The sequence below is a fragment of the Azospirillum endophyticum genome, from assembly GCF_016595245.1.
Taxonomy (GTDB): domain Bacteria; phylum Pseudomonadota; class Alphaproteobacteria; order Azospirillales; family Azospirillaceae; genus Azospirillum; species Azospirillum endophyticum.
Map to the genome: position 1 here is coordinate 1 of NZ_JAENHM010000075.1, position 16,278 is coordinate 16,278.

Below are 16,278 nucleotides of genomic sequence, written 5' to 3' on the forward strand. Positions count from 1 at the left end.
TGATCATGCCGATGATGCCGTACACCATCGTGTAGCCGATCGCGATCAGGCCGTAGATCGCCCCGAGCGACAAGCCGTTGATCAATTGCTGAAGAAAATAGTCCATGAAGTCGTCGCCCGAAGTTTGAGGCCCCTTCCTGCACGAACGAACGGCCGGAACGGGCTTGGAGTCGGGACGGACGGCGCGATGCGCCACGGCGCCGCTCGTCCTGGTTCGGGACGAGCGGCGGGCATGTCCCCGCGTTCGGCGGCCGTGGTTGCGGCTCCGTTCGTCAGGGCAGGCGTGCTGCCGGGATCACTTCAGGGGAGCGTAGGTGCCGTTGTTCCAGGCATAGAGCACGAAGGGCTCGGAGTTCGGATCGCCCTTCCGGTCGAACCGGATGTCGCCCAGCACGGTGTGATAGGTGCCGGCACGCAATGCGTCGGCGAGCTTGTCGCCTTTCATCGTCTTCGCCGCTTTGGCCGCGTCGGCCAGAACCTTGACGGCGGCGTAGGTGTAGAGGGTGAAGCCCTCCGGCTCGAAGCCGGCGGCACGGAAACGCCGCACCAGATCGGCGGTGCCGGCGTTGACGCGCGGGTCCGGGTAGAAGGTGAACATCACGCCGTCGCTGGCCGGCCCGGCGATGGACGCGAATTCGGTGGTCGCCAGACCGTCGCCGGCGACGAACCGGGTCTTGAGCCCCTGTTCGGATGCCTGGCGCACCAGCAGCCCGGCCTCGGTGTGATAGCCGCCGAAGAAGACCAGATCGACGTTCAAGGCCTTCAACCGGGCGACCAGAGCCGAGAAATCCCGCTCGCCCTGCGTGATGCCTTCGAACAGCACGGCGTTGATGCCCTGTTTCGCCAGTTCGGCCCGCACCCCCTCGGCGATGCCCTGGCCATAGGTGGACTTGTCGTGGACGACGGCGATGGTTTGCCCGAGATGCCGGCTGACGATCTGCTTGGCCGCCACGCCGGCGGCCTGGTCGTCCCGCCCGCAGACGCGGAACATGTTGGTCAGACCGCGCTCGGTGATCGTCGGGTTGGTCGAGGCTGGCGTCACGATCACCAGTCCGGCCTCCGCATAGACGCTGGAGGCCGGAATGGTCGAACTGGAGCAGAAATGCCCGACCACCGCCTGTACGCCGTCGGCGACGAAGCGGTTGGCGACCGCCACCGCCTGCTTGGGATCGCAGGCATCGTCGGCCACCTGCAGGACGACCTTCTCACCGTTGATGCCGCCGGCGGCGTTGAGATCGGCGACGGCGAGGTCGGCGCCACGCCGCATCTGCTCCATGAAGGAAGCGTACTGTCCGGTGACCGGCCCGGCGAGGCCCAGTTTGACATCGGCTGCCGCCGCCGTCGGCACCAGTGCCGCGAGCGAAATGCCGAAACGAAGAAGGTTGCCACGGAACAGCTTGCGGATGAACGTGTCGGATCGAGACATGGAACTTCCCCATTCATTGGCGCGGCATGTTGTTGTGTCGTTGCATCCGCCCGCCGGGCCGCATGCGGCGGACGTGTTTCGGCAGGACCCACCTTGCGGTGCGCCCGATGTCAGAAAGCCAGCACCTCACGCAATCCGGTGAGATCGGCGAACTCATGGTCGGGCCGGGGCTGCCACGGCCCCAGCCGGTCCTGTGTGCGGTTGATCCAGGCGACCCGCATGCCCAGCGGCTTGGCTCCGTCGATATCCGCCCAGGAGGCCAGCGACGCGTGCAGGACCTCCCCGGGGGCAAGCGCCAGCCGTTCCAGAGCCAGACGGAAGATGCGCTCCGACGGCTTGTAGGCCCGGGCCATCTCGGCGGTCGTGACGCTGGGAAAGAAGGAGGCCAGCCGGCTGCGCGCGAACAGGTCGCTGTCCATGTTGGTGATCGGCATCAGCGGGTATTTGGTCGCCAGCAGGGGGAGGATCTCCGGCACCTCGGGGTGCGGCGGCGCCTGCTCGACGAGGCCGGTCAGCAGCGTGTCGGCTAGGCCCGGAAGCACAGCCGCATCCACCCGCTCGATCCCGGCCCAGGCCAGCGTGGCGGCCAGCGCCTCGGCGGCGACCTCGCGGTATCGGCGATAGGCGGACGACCGGTAGAGCTGGACGTTGCGCACGTCCCAGTCGAGGTAGAGGGTGGCGGCATCCAGGTCGCCGCGGCCCAGCCTGGACAGCACCTGCGCCATGCCGGCGGTACCGCCGGCATCGACATCCACCAGCGTGCCGAAGTAATCGAAGGTGACGGCCTTGATCGCGTCCATTCCCGTTCCTCTTCTCAAGACGACTTGCGCGTGGCGAAACGGGCGACCCGTTCGGCGGCTTCGGGATTGCCGAACGCCTCGATGGTGGCCACCGCCTCCAGGTCCAGCGCGCGGCGCAGCAGGTCGGACAGGTCGACCGTCATCAGGCGCTTCAGCCGGCCGGTGGAGAAGCGCGACTTCCCGGCCACCACCGTCGCCAATTCCGCTGCGGTGTCGAGCAGCGCCTCGCGCGGGACCACCCGGTTGACCAGCCCGAGTTCGGCCAGCCGTGCCGCCGATTGCCGTTCGCCCAGAAGCATCAGTTCCATCGCCCGCTGATAGCCGACCGCCAGCGGCAGCAGATGCGTCACCCCGCCGGTCACGAACTGGCCCCAGTCCATTTCGGGGAAGAAGGCCTGGAGGTCGTCGGAGGCGACCACGAGGTCGCAGTTCAGCAGCCATTCGAACCCGCCGCCCACGGCGAAGCCGTGCACCGCCCCCACGACGATCTTCGACCCGAACATCAGGTCGTGGGTGATCTGCTGGATGCCGGCGATGTGGGCGCGGATCGCGGCATCGTCGCGAGTCTGCTGGTCGAATTCCTTCAGGTCGTCGCCCGCGCAGAAGGCCCGCCCGGCGCCGCACAGCAGGATCACCGACACGTCCGGGCGCTCCGCCGCTTCGGTCAGCGCGGCGTGAAGGTCACGCAGCAGGACGGTGCCGATGGCGTTCATCCGCTCCGGCCGGTTCAGCGTCACGCGGCCGATGCCGGCCGCCACCTCGAGAGTGACCGTGCTCATGATGCGACCCTTTCGATCCAGTCGGTCTTGCCGGCGGTGCGCGGCAGCGAGTCATGCGGGATCATGGTGACCGTGGCCGTGGCGCCGGCTTGGTCGCGCACCGCCTTCTCCAGTTCCACTGCGGCGGCGGGCCAAGCCGTCTGAGGCAGCCCTTCGGCGGCTTCCACGCGGAGTTGGATACGGTCGTACGGCCCGGGCCCGACGAGCCGGATGCGGAAATGGCCGGACGACAGCGCCGGCAGGCTGCTGACCGCCTTGCGGACGGCACTGGGGAAGACGTTGATTCCGCGCACGTTGAACATATCGTCGGTGCGCCCGCTGACACGGAAGCGCCAGGAGGTCCGGCCGCAGGCGCAGCGCCCGGTGCCGGTCACGGTGATGACGTCGCGGGTGCGGTAGCGGATCAGCGGCTGGCATTCCTTTTCGATGTGGGTGCAGACCAGTTCCCCCACCGTGCCCTCGCGGATCGGCAGGCGGTTGCCCTCCGCGTCGAGGATCTCGGCGAACAAATAGTCGCTGCCGTGGAAATGCAGGTCGGTGGTCGCCTCGCACTGGCTGCCCAGCGTGCTCAGCACTTCGCTGAGTCCGTAATTGGCGTTGCGCACGCCGAAGCCCCAGGTTTCCTCCATCGCCGTGCGGAAGGCCGCATTGTCCAGCCCGGCCTCGCCGCCGAAAAGGCCGAGGCGAAGCCCAAGGTCGCGTGGCGCCGGACCGCCCTCGTCGCGCAAAAGCTTTTCAAGCAGGGCGGGATAGGACGGCGTGCAGGAGATGGCGGTGATCTTCAGGTCGCGGATGGTCTGGAGAAGCTGCCTGGTGTTGCCGACGCCGAAGGGCACCACCGTCGCCCCCGCCGCCTCCAGCGTCATGTGGTCGGTCACGCCGCCGGTCCACATGCAGTAATTCAGGCAATGCACCACGCGGTCGGTCGAACGCAGTCCGGAGGCATGCATCGCCCGGCCGCCGATGGTGGCGATGCGGTCGCAGTCCTGCCGGCTGTTGGCGAGGTTGAGCGCCCGGCCTGTGGTGCCGGAGGTGCGGTGCAGGCGGACGACGCTCGCCTCGGCACAGGCCACATAGTCGCCGAAGGGATAGGCGGCTTCCTGCCCGGCGCGCAGGTCTTCCTTGTCGGTCAGCGGCAGATCCTGGAGGCCGTCGAGCGTCACCGGTTTCCCGATGCTGGCGGGAAGCATGCGCCGGTACATTGCCGACCGGTCGGACACATAGGCCCATTGCGCCGCCCAGAGGCGATCCTGCAAGGCACGGACCTCGCCGTCGGCCAGGGTTTCGAAATCGGAGTGGAAAAGATCGGAGGTCGGCATCAGGGCCTCGGTCTGGATGGTGGAAGCACCGGTCACGAACCGGCGCGCGCGGCGGCACGGGCTTCGATGGCGGATTGAGGCAGGATGGCGCGGGCGTGTCGGCCCTGACCGATCTTGCCGCCGGCGTCCTCGGACCAGACGTTGAACCAATAGAGGGCGCCCTCGCGGCCCGTGAAGCGGGCACTGGTGGTCACCTGTCCGCCGACCGGTGTCGGGGCGACATGCGACACGTCGAGCTTGGCCCCGACCGACAGCTCTCCGGACTGAAGCATGGGGCGCAGCAGGGCGGCACAGGCGCGCTCCATCTCCGCGATCATCACCGGTGTGGCAAGGACCTGCGGATAGCGTTCGTCGGAGTCGCGGGCGAAAGCGTCGGCCGTCATCGATTTGTCGACGACGAGCTGCACCGTTTCGACGCGCTCCGGGTCCAGGGGGGGGATCATACGGGCTGTCTCCTAATTCAGGGGCTCAGCCGGTATTACGCAATGGTCGTGCCAGCCTTTGCTGAGCTGGCGAGGAAGGCAGATAATTAAACAATATCAAATATTTAATCTGCCGGCAGACGGGTGTGCGACTCTGCGGGAACGTGACGTTTGAGGGGATTGTCAGAAAATAAAACGTTAAAAAAACTTACGGTCGTTCGGAATCAAGACGGTTTATCCACCCCCGGTACGCTGCAAGACAAGCCCGTAATCGCGAATTTTGCTGTAAAGCGTCGGCCGTGCGATGCCGAGGATTTCCGCCGCTTTGGTCACATTGTGGTCCACATGGACCAGCGTGGCGGCGATGACGTCGCGTTCATGCTCGCGCAAGGACTTCAGGGCCGTCGGTGTGGGGGGAAGCGGTGTCGGCGGTCTTGCATCGCCGGGTGGGTCGAAACGTTGGATTTCCGTGCCGTCGGACAGAACGACGAGGCGCTCCAGGGTATTTTCGAGTTCACGGACATTGCCCGGCCAGTCGTACTCGGCCATCGACCGCAGGGCCGCGTCGGAAATGGTGAACACGGGCTTGCCGGCGCCGGCGGCGTATTTGCGCAGGAAGTGGGTCGCCAGCATCGGGATGTCGCTTCTGCGGTCCTTCAGCGCCGGGATGGTGATCGAGACGACGTGCAGGCGATAATACAGGTCGTCGCGGAACTCCCGCCGGGCGATGGCATCTTTCAGATTCCGATTGGACGCGGCGATGACCCGGACATCGACCGGGATGGGCCGGGTGGCGCCGATCCGGGTGACCTCGCGTTCCTGGAGAACCCGCAGCAGCTTGGCCTGGAGGTCCAGCGGCATCTCCGTGATCTCGTCGAGGAAGATCGTTCCGCCGGAAGCCATTTCGAACTTGCCTGGGCGTCCATCCTTCTGCGCCCCGGTGAAGCTGCCGGCGACGTAGCCGAACAGCTCGCTTTCGATCAACTCGCGCGGCAGGGCTGCGCAATTGACGGCGATGAAGGGGGAGTCGCGGCGGTCGCCATGGGCATGGATGGCCTGGGCGAAGACCTCCTTGCCGCTGCCGCTCGGTCCATTCAGCAGGACGTTCGCGGTGCCGAGCGCCGCCTTGCGGGCATCGCCAATGGCGTGGCGCAGGCAATCCGATGTGCCGATGATGTCGTCGAAGGTGTAGCGCACCGGACTGCCGGCGATCTGCTGCGCGATCCGCTTGGCGCGGTTGAACTCCCGGAAGGTGTTGACGACCGATTGGACCTTGCCCTGTATGTCCTTGATGGGAATGGCGGTGTCGACCAGATGCAGGTGGCGCCGGCCGGAATCGATGATCAGTTCCCGGTCGTAATAGCCGATGCCGGTGCGGAAGATCGGCGCGATGACCGGCTCGAAATCGAGCAGTTCGGCAAAGCGGCGGCCGACGCTCTGCTCCGGGTTCAGGGTCAGAATACGGCCGGCCGGTGCATTCATGTGGCGGACCCGGCCATCCTCGTCCACCACCAGCAATCCATCGGAGATGCTGTCGATGATGGCCCGCTGCTCAACCAGCATGCGATCGAGATTTCCACTGGTCTCGACGGCACCCATCTGGGCGCTGGTGCTTTCGGCGCACAACAGGGCAAGGCCGCTCAGCGTGTCCGTTCCGACCGATGCGTCCGACACCAGCGCGATGGCGCCGTGCAAGGCGGTGTTCAAGCCGAATAGGGGTGCGGCGGCGATCATGGTGTTCGCCAGGTCGGCGCTGACATGGTGCCAGTCGGATGTGACCATCGGGCGCCGTTCCCGCAGGCACAGATCGATGGCGTTGGTGCCGACGGCATTCTCCGCCGCCGACCGGCCCTCGCCCAAGCCGGCCGCATCCAGCCCTTCGACGAAGAGGCGGTCTCCGGTGACGCTGTGGATGATCAGGTCGCCGTCGACCAGGACGATGGCGACAGGGTGGTCGCGGCCCAGGATCAGGCGGATCGAGCCGAGGATCAGCGCGCTGGTGGCCGCTATGCTACCCAGCAGCCGATTAATTGAAAGCCGCCCTCTCGGCACCGGACCGGCAGCCCCTTCCGGCGCCTGGTCGCGCAGACGCCGCCAGGAAGACAGCACCGCCTCGTCCAGACACCCGGGCGGCGGCTCCTCGCCGCGCAGGAAATGGTCACGTGGTGTGTCTGGAAAGGCGTGTCGCGCCGTCATAGGCGAATCCGTTACAGCGGGAAATGCAAGGATGGGGCGGCGGGGCCCGGCAAATGATCCGCTGTAAAGAATGGGCTGGGTCGCGCAGGAAAGGCAAAGAAAATGCATGCACTACCCTGCGGCCCCGGAAAAGGTGTTCGGAGACGGTGTCGAGCACTGCACATCGAAATTTAAGAACGATCACCTTGAGCAAGGCCACCGCGGGGGGCGAAGGCCGCACCCGGCCGATGCGTGGCTTCAAGTTCCTCCCCTCGGTGTGGCGCGCTTCCAATTCATGGCGTCCGCCTGATGACGCTCGGCGTCGTCAACCCAGACTTGGCGCGACTCCCGACTGAACCGCCGCCATGCTATGCGAGCCTGATCGCGTCGAGGGCGGCTTTCGCCAGCCGGGCGTCGAACCGGTCTTCCCGGCCGATGAAGACGAGCTGGACGCCGGAGCCGGGTCCTGAACCGGGGGCGGGCAGCGTCGTCGGCAACAGGCTCGCCCGCGTCCCGACGAGCTGGAACAGGAACCGCTCGCCCGGCCGTTCGCGGAGCGTCAGGAAGCCCTTGCCGCGGGCGAGCTGCGCGGCGAAGCTCTGAACCCCGCTCTGGAAGGCCGGGAGGGAGACCGGACCCTCCGAGGTCCATTCGAGCTTCACGAACCGCTCGCCGGCGGGGTGGAGAGGGAGGCTCGCCTCCACCCCTTCAATCTGCTCGGGCGGGTTGCCGAAGAGGATGTCGAAAGGAATGTCGGCGGCCTGCCGGACGACGAACACCGTCCGTTTCCGCATGGCATGCAGCAGTGTCCGGACGCCGAGCAGCGCCTTGTCGGACACGCGGTCGGCCTTGGACAGGACGACGAAATCGGCGGCCTCGATCTGGGTTCGCCACAGCCCGTCGGCGACGTCATGCTCCTCCGCATCGACCACCGTCACCACGGAATCGAGCCCGACCGCGTCCCTCAGCACCGGGTCGAACAGCGCCGCGACGATGCCGCGCGGGTCGGAAATGCCGCTCGCCTCGATCACGATCCCGTCGACGCGGGGCTTGTGGGACAGGATGGTCCGCAGCGTCCGTAGCAGATCGCCCTGGAGAGAGCAGCAGATGCAGCCATTCTTCAGGCCGATGACGGATCGGCCCGAAGCCGACAGGATCGCCTCGTCGATGTTGATCGCGCCGAAATCATTGACGATGGCAGCGAATCTCCGCCCGGCGGCAGCGTTCAGGATGTGGTTGATCAGCGTGGTCTTGCCCGATCCCAGCACGCCGGTGACGAGCATCACCGGGACGGGATCGGCCGGCAGGTCATCGTCCATCGTCCCGGCCTCCGCATCGGAGCGCGCGGCCCGGCCGCGCCTGTGTGTCGAGCACCCCGCCGAGGATGACCGGCATCCCTCCGACCAGCAGCGCCTCCATGCCGGCGGCGGGTGCCGTCATGTCGGTGAAGCTGGCGCGCGCCGCGACGGTCTCCGGATCGAAGACGGCGATGTCGGCCTCGCACCCTTGCTGGATCCTGGCCTTCCTGCGCATCTGCGGCAGGCATCCTTCGAGGATCCGTGCCGGGATGAGGGTGCATTTGGCGATCGCTTCCATCAGGCCGATGCTGCCGCGCCCGCGGTGATAGTCGCCCAGGAATTTGCTGAAGGTCCCGGCGGAGCGCGGATGGGACGACAGCCGTTCCGGCAGCGGCCACTCGGTGCCGCGGTAGAGGGAGCCGTCCGGCTCGACCCAGGGCATCGCATCCGACGCGATGGCGCCGCCGGGATAGAGGACGGAGAGGTCGAGCAGATCGCGATGGCGGTCGTTGCGTTCCAGATCCAGGAAATGCCAGGCGACCAGCGCCCCCGGATCAGCCTGCCTGATGGCGAGCAGCTCGCTCCGGTCACGCATCTGATGGCGGTTGTGGATCAGTTCGATGCTGTCATAGGCCGAACCGGTCCGCGCCGGGAAATCCGGGTCTGCGAAGAAGGCGGCGGAGACGACCGTCGAGCCGGTGCCGTAGGGATAGGCCTCGACGGTGATCGGCAACCCCCGCGCCTGCGCGTTCATGAGGAGCTCGCGGCATCGGGCGATGTCGTGCAGCGAGGTGGAGTTCAAGTGGCAGACATGCATGTGGGCGCCGGTCGCGGCGGCATAGCCGATCAGCCGGACATAGGATTCCTCCGAACTCTGCGGATCGGTGTTGGACATGAAGGGGATATGGGTGAAGGTCGGGACGCTGGCCTGCGCCGCGGCCTCGCAGACCGCCGTCATCTCCTTGACGCCCGCGCCCGGCGCATAGCCGTGCGGGATGCCGACGCCGATGCCGCCCTCCCGTAGGCCGTCGGCCAGCATGCCGCGGATCCGGTCGAGCTCGTCGGCGGACGTCACCCCGCTCGACCACCCGCCGTCGTCGCCGGCGCCCTGGCCCATCATCTCCATCGGGTGCAGGGCCGGATCCGGAGCGATGCCGGCCTTGACGGCCTTGCGCGCGAAAATCCAGCCGACCGACGCCCCGTAATTCAGGACACGCCCTGCGGCCCGCTGCCCGTCGTACCAGGCCGCCACCGGTAGGGTGCCGACCTCCAACTCCAGCGCCGTGGTCACGCCGTCGAACGCCTGCATCCAGTCCGCCGCGACCGACTGGCCATGCGCGTGGATGTCGACGAAGCCGGGACAGACGATTTTCCCGGCGGCATCGATGCTCCCGCCGCCGGACGCCTCGGGGATCGTCCCGACCGCGGCGATGGTCCCCGACCTGATGCCGACATCGGCGACCTCGTCGCGGCCGCTTTCCGGATCGATGACGCGGCCCCCCCGGATCACCAGATCATATGCATGGTTCGGCGCCATCGCTTCACTCCTCGTTCCAGGCAGCGCCGACGGCTTTCCATCGCGGGAACGGCGCGAATATTTTAAAATCCATCATGCCGCATCAGCAACTGCGGGCCATTCGTTCCTTGATGGAGGTGCCGTAAAGACTGAACAGCTCGTGTATCGTCCCGACCCCCAGCTTCGAATACAGGTTCTTGCGGTGGGTCTTGACCGTCGTTCCGGAAATATCCAGCCTGAGGCTGATCGACAGCGTCGAATGTCCGCCGATCAGCAGACCGACGATCTCCTTCTCGCGCGGACTGAGGCGGTCGATCCTCTGCAGCAGCCCGCGGTCGATCCCGTCGGGTTGGTGATCGGGCCGGCTATCGTCCCGACCGTCGGCCGGCATGCCGGCCGATTGCCAGTGGCGACGGAACACCGAGGTCAGGAAGGGCAGGACTGTCCTCACCGTCCGGACCTCCGCGTCGGTGAAGCCCGGTCCGCCCGGCCTGCGGGTCAGGACCACCAGCGTGCAGGCGTCGCCGGACATCGGCAGGACGATGCAGAGTTCGCCGCCGCCGCCGGCCACCCCGCCGGCCACCCCGCCGGCCGCCGGGTGGCCGAACCGGAGGATGTCGCGCAGCAGGTACACGCCGGACCTGATGCCGGCCCGGTACATCCGCTGGAACGGATGCGGCGGAGGACCGTCCGCGCGCCGGTCCCGGCCGTCATCGCCGAGCGGGACCGGCCCGTTCCGGCCGTCGTAGACGGTCTGCGTGCAGGCGTCGAAGGAGATCAGCCTGGCGAGCGAGCGGGAGAAGATGATCGGGAACACCGGATCCTCGATCGCTTCGACAAGGTCCGCCGACGTCTCGGCCCAGGCGGCCAGCAGGCCGTGATGCGAGACGGTGCCGCCCTGCATATCTCCATGACACACCATGTCGCCCTCGCTTCCCAAAGGTCGGGGTCGTGCTTTCCTCGGCCACCGCGCGGTGTCAGGGCATCCGCCCGGCGGCGTGCCGGACCGCCTCCATCCTGCGGGCCCGGAACGGTGCGATCTTCTCGCTCATCGCGGCGAGCACCTCCGGCGGCGCGGTATCGGGCGAGCCGGCGTCGAACGGCGGGGCGGGATTGTATTCCAGGCGAAGCTGCACCGCCTCCGCGGTCGGGCGGTCGACGAGGGTCGCGACCAGGGTCAGCGCGAAGTCGATGCCGGCGGTGACGCCGCCACCGGTGATGCGGTTGCGGTCGACGCAGACCCGTTCCCGCGACGGCGTCGCCCCGAAGAGCGGAAGCGCCTCGACCGCGCTCCAATGGGTGGTGGCGCGATAGCCCTTCAGCAGGCCGGCCGCGCCGAGCACCAGCGATCCGGTACAGACCGAGGTGACATAGCGGGCGCCCGTCGCCTGTTTCCGCAGGAAGTCGAGCACCTCGTCGTCGGCCAGAAGATCGTCGGTGCCGTATCCGCCCGGCACGCAGATGACGTCAAGTTGCGGACAGTCGGCGAAGGTGACGGTGGGCGTCATCGCAAGGACGGAATCGCTCGGAACTGGCTCCATGCTTTTCCAGATCAAATGGACGTCGGCACCCGGTACGCTGGAGAAGACCTGCAACGGCCCGGTAAGGTCGAGCTGGGTGACGCGAGGAAAGACCATTAGTCCGATTTGCAGCGGGGTCGCCATCGTGGGTCTCCAGATATTCGGCTTGACGAAATAAATCTGCCATGATGGCATCGGGTCGGAAACGGCGTAATTCCCTCCTTTTCGGACGGACCCCATGATCGGAATTCTGATCTATCCGGATTTCCAGCTGCTGGACGCCGCAGGCCCGATATCGGTGTTCGAGATCGCCGGGCGCTTTGCGGGCAAGCCGGCGCCGATCCGGATGTTCGCCGCCGATCCCGGACCGGTGCGGAGTTCCTCGGGCATCGAGACCCTCGCATACGGGCTGCGCTCGGCCAGGGCCCTCACGACCCTGATCGTGGCAGGCGGGGAGGGGGTCACGGCCGCGGCGGGGTGCGACACGACCCTCGCCTTCGTGCGGCGGCTGGCGGGCCGGGGCGTGCGGATCGCCAGCGTCTGTTCCGGCGCCTATGTGCTGGCCGAGGCCGGATTGCTGGAGGGGCGCCGCGCCACCACCCACTGGTGCCGGACGCAGGACTTCATCGCCCGCTATCCCGGCGTGAAGCTCGAACCCGACAAGATCTTCACCTGTGACGGCGGCGTGTGGACCTCCGCCGGCATCACCGCCGGGATCGACCTCGCGCTCGCGCTGGTGGCCGAGGACCATGGCGATGCGGTGGCGCAGAACACCGCCCGCCAGCTCGTGCTCTACCAGCGCCGCAGCGGCAGGCAGACGCAATTCTCGCCGCTCCTCGAACTGAAGGCGCCGCATGGCCGTTTCGACGCGCTGCTTTCCTGGGCGCGCGAGCATCTCGACGAGGCGCTGACGGTCGAGGATCTGGCCGAGCGGGTCGGCATGAGCTCGCGGCACTTCGCCCGGACCTTTATTGCGGAGACCGGCATGACCCCGTCGAAGGCGATCGAGAAGCTGCGCATCGAGGTCGCGCGCTCCTGGATCGAATCCTCCAGCGAAATGATCGAGCGGGTGGCGCAGATCACCGGCTTCGGCGATCCCGAGCGGATGCGCCGCGCTTTCATCCGCAGCTTCGGCCAAGCGCCGCAGGCCCTGCGCCGTGCCGCCCGCGCCGCGAAAGCTCCCCAGCAGCCTTCATTGCCGGCCTCCCTGCCGTCCCGCTGACCATCCTCCCCTGGGAGGATGGCGGGCGGGGCGGCGGCCGGCCAAAGTGGGAAGGGTCACCATAATCTGATCGGCATCTCGGCCGGACCTTCACGGTCGGCAGCGGTGCCGCAACCGGAACAGGGAGCTTGCAGGGACTCTCCGCCTTCCAGGTCCGATAGCGGGCCGGATGCCGGGTCAAGCCATGCCGCCCGTCCGATGGGCGGGGCCGCGTGCGATCCGATGAGGTCGCTTCAAAATCGCTGCGGGCTCCGGGGGCCGGACGGTCGGCCCGCGAAGAGGGCAGGGACCGGGGGGCGGCATGAGCCCGGGCGGAAGATCCATCGCGTCACAGCACTCGCAATGACCGACTTAGCGCAGGGACGACGAGAACCATGCACCATCATCGAAGCCAGCCCACCGGGTCTCAGCCTTTCAAATTCCAGCCCATCATGTCCTGGTGCCGTTCCGCCGCCCGCACATCGGCAACGGCGGTTGCCGCGCTGTCGGCCATGGCGGTCGTGGCGACCGTTCCGGCCGCCGCGGCTTCAGCGGCCGAGCTCTCGGACGGCGTGGTCAGGATCGGCATCATAAACGACCAGTCGGGGACCTTGTCCGATCTGGCCGGGCCGGGGTCGGTCACCGCCGCAAGGATGGCGATCGAGGATTTCCAGAAATCGACTCCCGGCCTGAAGGTCGAACTCGTCTCCGCCGACCACCAGAACAAGGCCGACATCGGGTCGCAGACCGTGCGCAAGTGGATCGACGTCGATGGCGTCGACATGATCGCCGATGTCGGGAATTCCGCCGTCGCGCTGGCGATCCAGTCGGTCGCCCGGGAGAAAAACAAAATCGTCATCTATTCGGCGGTCGGGACCACCGAGATCAGCGGCAAGCAATGCTCGCCGACCGGCATCGCGTGGCTGCACGACAACTACAACCTGGTCGCCTCCCCGATCCGCAGGCTCGTCGGCGAAGGTTTCGACAGCTGGTTCTTCATCGCCGCCGACTATGCCTTCGGCAGGAACATGGTGGCGGAATCGCAGCGGATCCTGTCCGAGGTCGGCGGCAAATCGGCGGGCGCCGTCTTCCATCCGCTCGGCACCGTCGACTACAGCTCGTTCATTCTGCAGGCGGGCAGTTCGCAGGCGAAGGTCATCGCCTTCGCCAATGCCGGCGACCAGCTCGTCGCCGCCATGAAGCAGTGGAACGAGTTCGGCATGAACAACGGCTCCCAGAAGGTTGTCGCCGAGCTGATGTTCCTGACCGACGCCCACAGCATGGGTCCGGAGATCGCGAAGGGGCTGACGACCGTCACCGCCTGGTACTGGGACCTGAACGACGAGACCAGGGCGTTCGGCCGGCGCTTCTACGAGGCCCGCCACAGGATGCCGACGGCGCCCCAAGCCGCCGTCTACTCCGCTGTCCATCACTATCTGAAGGCCGTCGCGGCGGCCGGAACCGATTCGACCGACGCCGTCATGGAGAAGATGCGGGCAATGCCGGTCGACGATTTCTTCGCGCGCGGGGCGAGGCTGCGTGCCGACAACAAGCTCGTGCATGATTTTTATCTTGTCCAGGTCAAGGACCCGGCCGAGGTGAAGGGGCCCTGGGAATATTACAAGGTGGTCGCGACCATCCCGGCGAGCGAGGCCTATCTGCCGCTGAGCCAGAGCGAATGCCCGCTGGTCAACGGAGCGACCAGCCGGAAATAGCCGCCGGCCCTGTGGTATATGGGGCTGGCGTCCCGGTTCGCCCCGCCGACCGGCGGCGGATAGCCCGGCCCCGTTCGTCCTTCGGAGAGCGTCATGACGAGCAGAGACATCCTGGCCCATCTGGTCGGCTTCGACACCGTCAGCTCGAAGTCCAACCTCGCGCTGATCGACTGGGTGCGCGGATATCTGGAGCGGCACGGCATCGGGTCCGAGCTGATCCATGACGGGACCGGGACCAAGGCCCATCTGTGGGCGACCATCGGCCCCGATCGCGACGGCGGCATCGTGCTGTCGGGCCATACCGACGTGGTGCCGGTGGAGGGCCAGCCCTGGACCAGCGATCCCTTCACCCTGACCGAGCGCGACGGCCGGCTCTACGGCCGTGGCACCGCCGACATGAAGGGCTTCATCGCGGTCGCGCTGAACGCCGTGGAGCGTTTCAAGGCGGCGGCGCTCGACCGGCCGGTGCATCTGGCTTTGTCCTACGACGAGGAGATCGGCTGCCTCGGCGTGCCGAGCCTGCTGGAGGCGATCCGCCGGCGCGGCATCCGCCCGGCCGCCTGTATCGTCGGCGAACCGACGATGATGAAGCTGGTGGTCGGCCACAAGGGCGTGCTGTGCGCCCACGGCCATGTCCGCGGTTTCGAGTGCCACAGCTCGACGGCGCCGGAGGGCGTCAACGCCGTCCAATACGCCGCCCGCGTCATCGATTTCGCCCGGCGGGAGAGCGAGCGGCGCTACCGCGAGGGGCCGTTCGACCACCGCTTCTCCCCGCCCTCGACGACGCTGCATGTCGGGACGGTGCAGGGCGGCACCGCCTTCAACATCGTGCCGCGCGACTGCCGGTTCGACCTGGAGATCCGCCATCTGCCGACCGACGATCCGCACCCGATCCTGCAGTCGGTCGAACGCTATTGCCGTGAGGTGCTGGAGCCGGAGATGCACGCCGTCGCCCCCGACACCGGCATCACCCTGTCGGTGTTCTGCGACACCCCCGGCCTCGTCGCCGATCCCGATTCCGACATCGTCACCCTGTTGCGGCGGATTACCGGCGACAACGACAGCTTCGTCGTCGCCTACACCACCGAGGCCGGCCATTTCAGTCGGGACGGCTATCCGACCATCGTCTGCGGCCCGGGATCGATGGCTCAGGGCCACAAGCCGGACGAGTTCATCGAGCTGTCCCAACTCGTCGCCGCCGACCGCTTCATGGAGGAACTGGCTGGCGCGCTCGGTCGCATCAGCCGGCCGCAACCTTGACGAAGTCGCGGAAGGCGCACAGGGCCGGCACGGAGGCTTGCGCCGTATCAGTGTGAAAGCGCAGCACCGGTCCGAGCACCTGCTTTCCAGCGGCCGATCCGCCCCTCGTCGGAGAGCCAGATGATCAGGCTGCCGCACCGGCGCAGCAAGGCGTCGTACTCCCCCCAGCTGAGCACGGGCCGCTTTCCGCGGGATGTGGTGACGGCGAGCGGCGTGCGCGTTATGGGGCATGGCGGCAGGCCAGAGCAGGGGGCCTCCGCCTGTGACACTGGCCACCTCCATGCAGCACCGCCGCCGGCCGCTCCCTTCCAGCAGGGCAACGGCCTCCCGTTTGAATTCGTCCGTGAAGGACCGTCGCGTCTTCGTCATCAGACGCCTTCCCGCTGCATTCGGAGCTTCGCGGAGGCGTCCACCGAACCGGTGCAAGATCACGTGACCCCACCGGCAATTTCTCAACCGCCGAGGTCGACGCGGATCGATGCACAATCCGGCGACACAGCAATTTGGAAGGGCTGCTCTTTCCGCTTAAATCGGAAACGGGGATGAAAAAAGCGCTTGCGCCGCATCAGCCGGCTGGCCTATACACCGCCTCCCACGACGCAGCACGGTTCGAAAGAGCAGTGATGCTTCAAGGGAAACAGTGGTCCGACCAAGTAACTGCCGAGCGCCTCGAAAAAAAAGAGGTTGACAGTGAAAGTAAAGACCGCTAAATAGTCTGAAGAAGACGCGGTGATCCGGAACGGAGCGCCGCTGAATTCTCCGGAGAAATCTTCGGAAGCGGCGCGATCAGCGTTGCGGGTTCTTTGACAAGTACATACCGTGTTGTGAGAAGGGATGCGCAGGCGGC

The 16,278-nt window shown here is 67.0% G+C and carries 15 protein-coding genes and 1 pseudogene; 3 read left to right on the forward strand and 13 right to left on the reverse strand.

What is annotated here, in order from left to right; translation table 11 throughout:
• The 11 genes and pseudogenes from JHL17_RS37405 to JHL17_RS31590 form a co-directional block, all read right to left on the reverse strand.
• Positions 1-106, reverse strand: a pseudogene (locus JHL17_RS37405) (branched-chain amino acid ABC transporter permease LivH); the annotation flags it as partial.
• Between the two features lie 189 nt (positions 107-295).
• Positions 296-1,426 (reverse strand): branched-chain amino acid ABC transporter substrate-binding protein, encoded by a 1,131-nt coding sequence (locus JHL17_RS31545; RefSeq protein WP_200198622.1) that lies wholly within the window; start codon positions 1,424-1,426, stop codon positions 296-298.
• A 110-nt stretch (positions 1,427-1,536) separates the two neighbouring features.
• Positions 1,537-2,226, reverse strand: coding sequence for an HAD family hydrolase (locus JHL17_RS31550; RefSeq protein ID WP_200198623.1), 690 nt, complete (start codon positions 2,224-2,226; stop codon positions 1,537-1,539).
• 14 nt (positions 2,227-2,240) lie between these two features.
• Positions 2,241-3,005, reverse strand: coding sequence for an enoyl-CoA hydratase/isomerase family protein (locus tag JHL17_RS31555; RefSeq protein ID WP_200198624.1), 765 nt, complete (start codon positions 3,003-3,005; stop codon positions 2,241-2,243).
• Entirely contained in the window at positions 3,002-4,360 is a 1,359-nt protein-coding gene (locus JHL17_RS31560) for an AMP-binding protein (RefSeq protein ID WP_200198625.1), read from the reverse strand. Before JHL17_RS31560 ends, JHL17_RS31555 begins: the two co-directional genes overlap by 4 nt.
• Entirely contained in the window at positions 4,357-4,767 is a 411-nt protein-coding gene (locus tag JHL17_RS31565) for a thioesterase family protein (protein WP_200198626.1), read from the reverse strand. The genes JHL17_RS31560 and JHL17_RS31565 overlap by 4 nt, the downstream gene beginning before the upstream one ends.
• 213 nt (positions 4,768-4,980) lie before the next feature.
• A complete protein-coding gene (locus JHL17_RS31570; RefSeq protein ID WP_200198627.1) occupies positions 4,981-6,942 on the reverse strand; it encodes a sigma-54 interaction domain-containing protein in 1,962 nt (653 codons plus the stop codon).
• 347 nt (positions 6,943-7,289) lie between these two features.
• On the reverse strand, positions 7,290-8,240 hold the full coding sequence (locus JHL17_RS31575) for a CobW family GTP-binding protein (RefSeq protein ID WP_200198628.1): 951 nt from the start codon (positions 8,238-8,240) through the stop codon (positions 7,290-7,292).
• A complete protein-coding gene (locus JHL17_RS31580; protein WP_200198629.1) occupies positions 8,230-9,756 on the reverse strand; it encodes an amidohydrolase family protein in 1,527 nt (508 codons plus the stop codon). The genes JHL17_RS31575 and JHL17_RS31580 overlap by 11 nt, the downstream gene beginning before the upstream one ends.
• An 82-nt stretch (positions 9,757-9,838) precedes the next feature.
• The gene (locus JHL17_RS31585) at positions 9,839-10,657 is read right to left on the reverse strand and encodes a helix-turn-helix transcriptional regulator (protein WP_200198630.1); all 819 of its coding nucleotides are present in this window, start codon (positions 10,655-10,657) and stop codon (positions 9,839-9,841) included.
• A gap of 55 nt (positions 10,658-10,712) precedes the next feature.
• Positions 10,713-11,399, reverse strand: a complete 687-nt coding sequence (locus JHL17_RS31590) for a DJ-1/PfpI family protein (RefSeq protein WP_200198631.1) — start codon at positions 11,397-11,399, stop codon at positions 10,713-10,715.
• 94 nt (positions 11,400-11,493) lie between these two features.
• On the opposite strand from JHL17_RS31590, the gene JHL17_RS31595 reads away from it, so the two are divergent.
• A complete protein-coding gene (locus JHL17_RS31595; RefSeq protein ID WP_200198632.1) occupies positions 11,494-12,477 on the forward strand; it encodes a GlxA family transcriptional regulator in 984 nt (327 codons plus the stop codon).
• 406 nt (positions 12,478-12,883) lie between these two features.
• On the opposite strand, the gene JHL17_RS37410 is transcribed toward JHL17_RS31595, so the two are convergent.
• A complete protein-coding gene (locus tag JHL17_RS37410) occupies positions 12,884-13,048 on the reverse strand; it encodes a hypothetical protein (RefSeq protein WP_247893954.1) in 165 nt (54 codons plus the stop codon).
• A gap of 19 nt (positions 13,049-13,067) precedes the next feature.
• Between JHL17_RS37410 and JHL17_RS31600 the strand changes: the two genes are divergently transcribed.
• Both JHL17_RS31600 and argE read left to right on the forward strand, forming a co-directional pair.
• Positions 13,068-14,171 carry an ABC transporter substrate-binding protein gene (locus JHL17_RS31600; RefSeq protein ID WP_247893955.1) on the forward strand — a complete coding sequence of 368 codons (1,104 nt, stop codon included), beginning with the start codon at positions 13,068-13,070 and terminating at the stop codon, positions 14,169-14,171.
• 93 nt (positions 14,172-14,264) lie between these two features.
• Positions 14,265-15,431: an acetylornithine deacetylase gene (gene argE, locus JHL17_RS31605; protein ID WP_200198633.1), complete on the forward strand. Its 1,167-nt coding sequence runs from the start codon at positions 14,265-14,267 to the stop codon at positions 15,429-15,431.
• 578 nt (positions 15,432-16,009) lie between these two features.
• On the opposite strand, the gene JHL17_RS36830 is transcribed toward argE, so the two are convergent.
• A partial coding sequence (locus JHL17_RS36830; protein ID WP_211113645.1) for a hypothetical protein occupies positions 16,010-16,278 on the reverse strand: 269 nt, incomplete at its 5' end.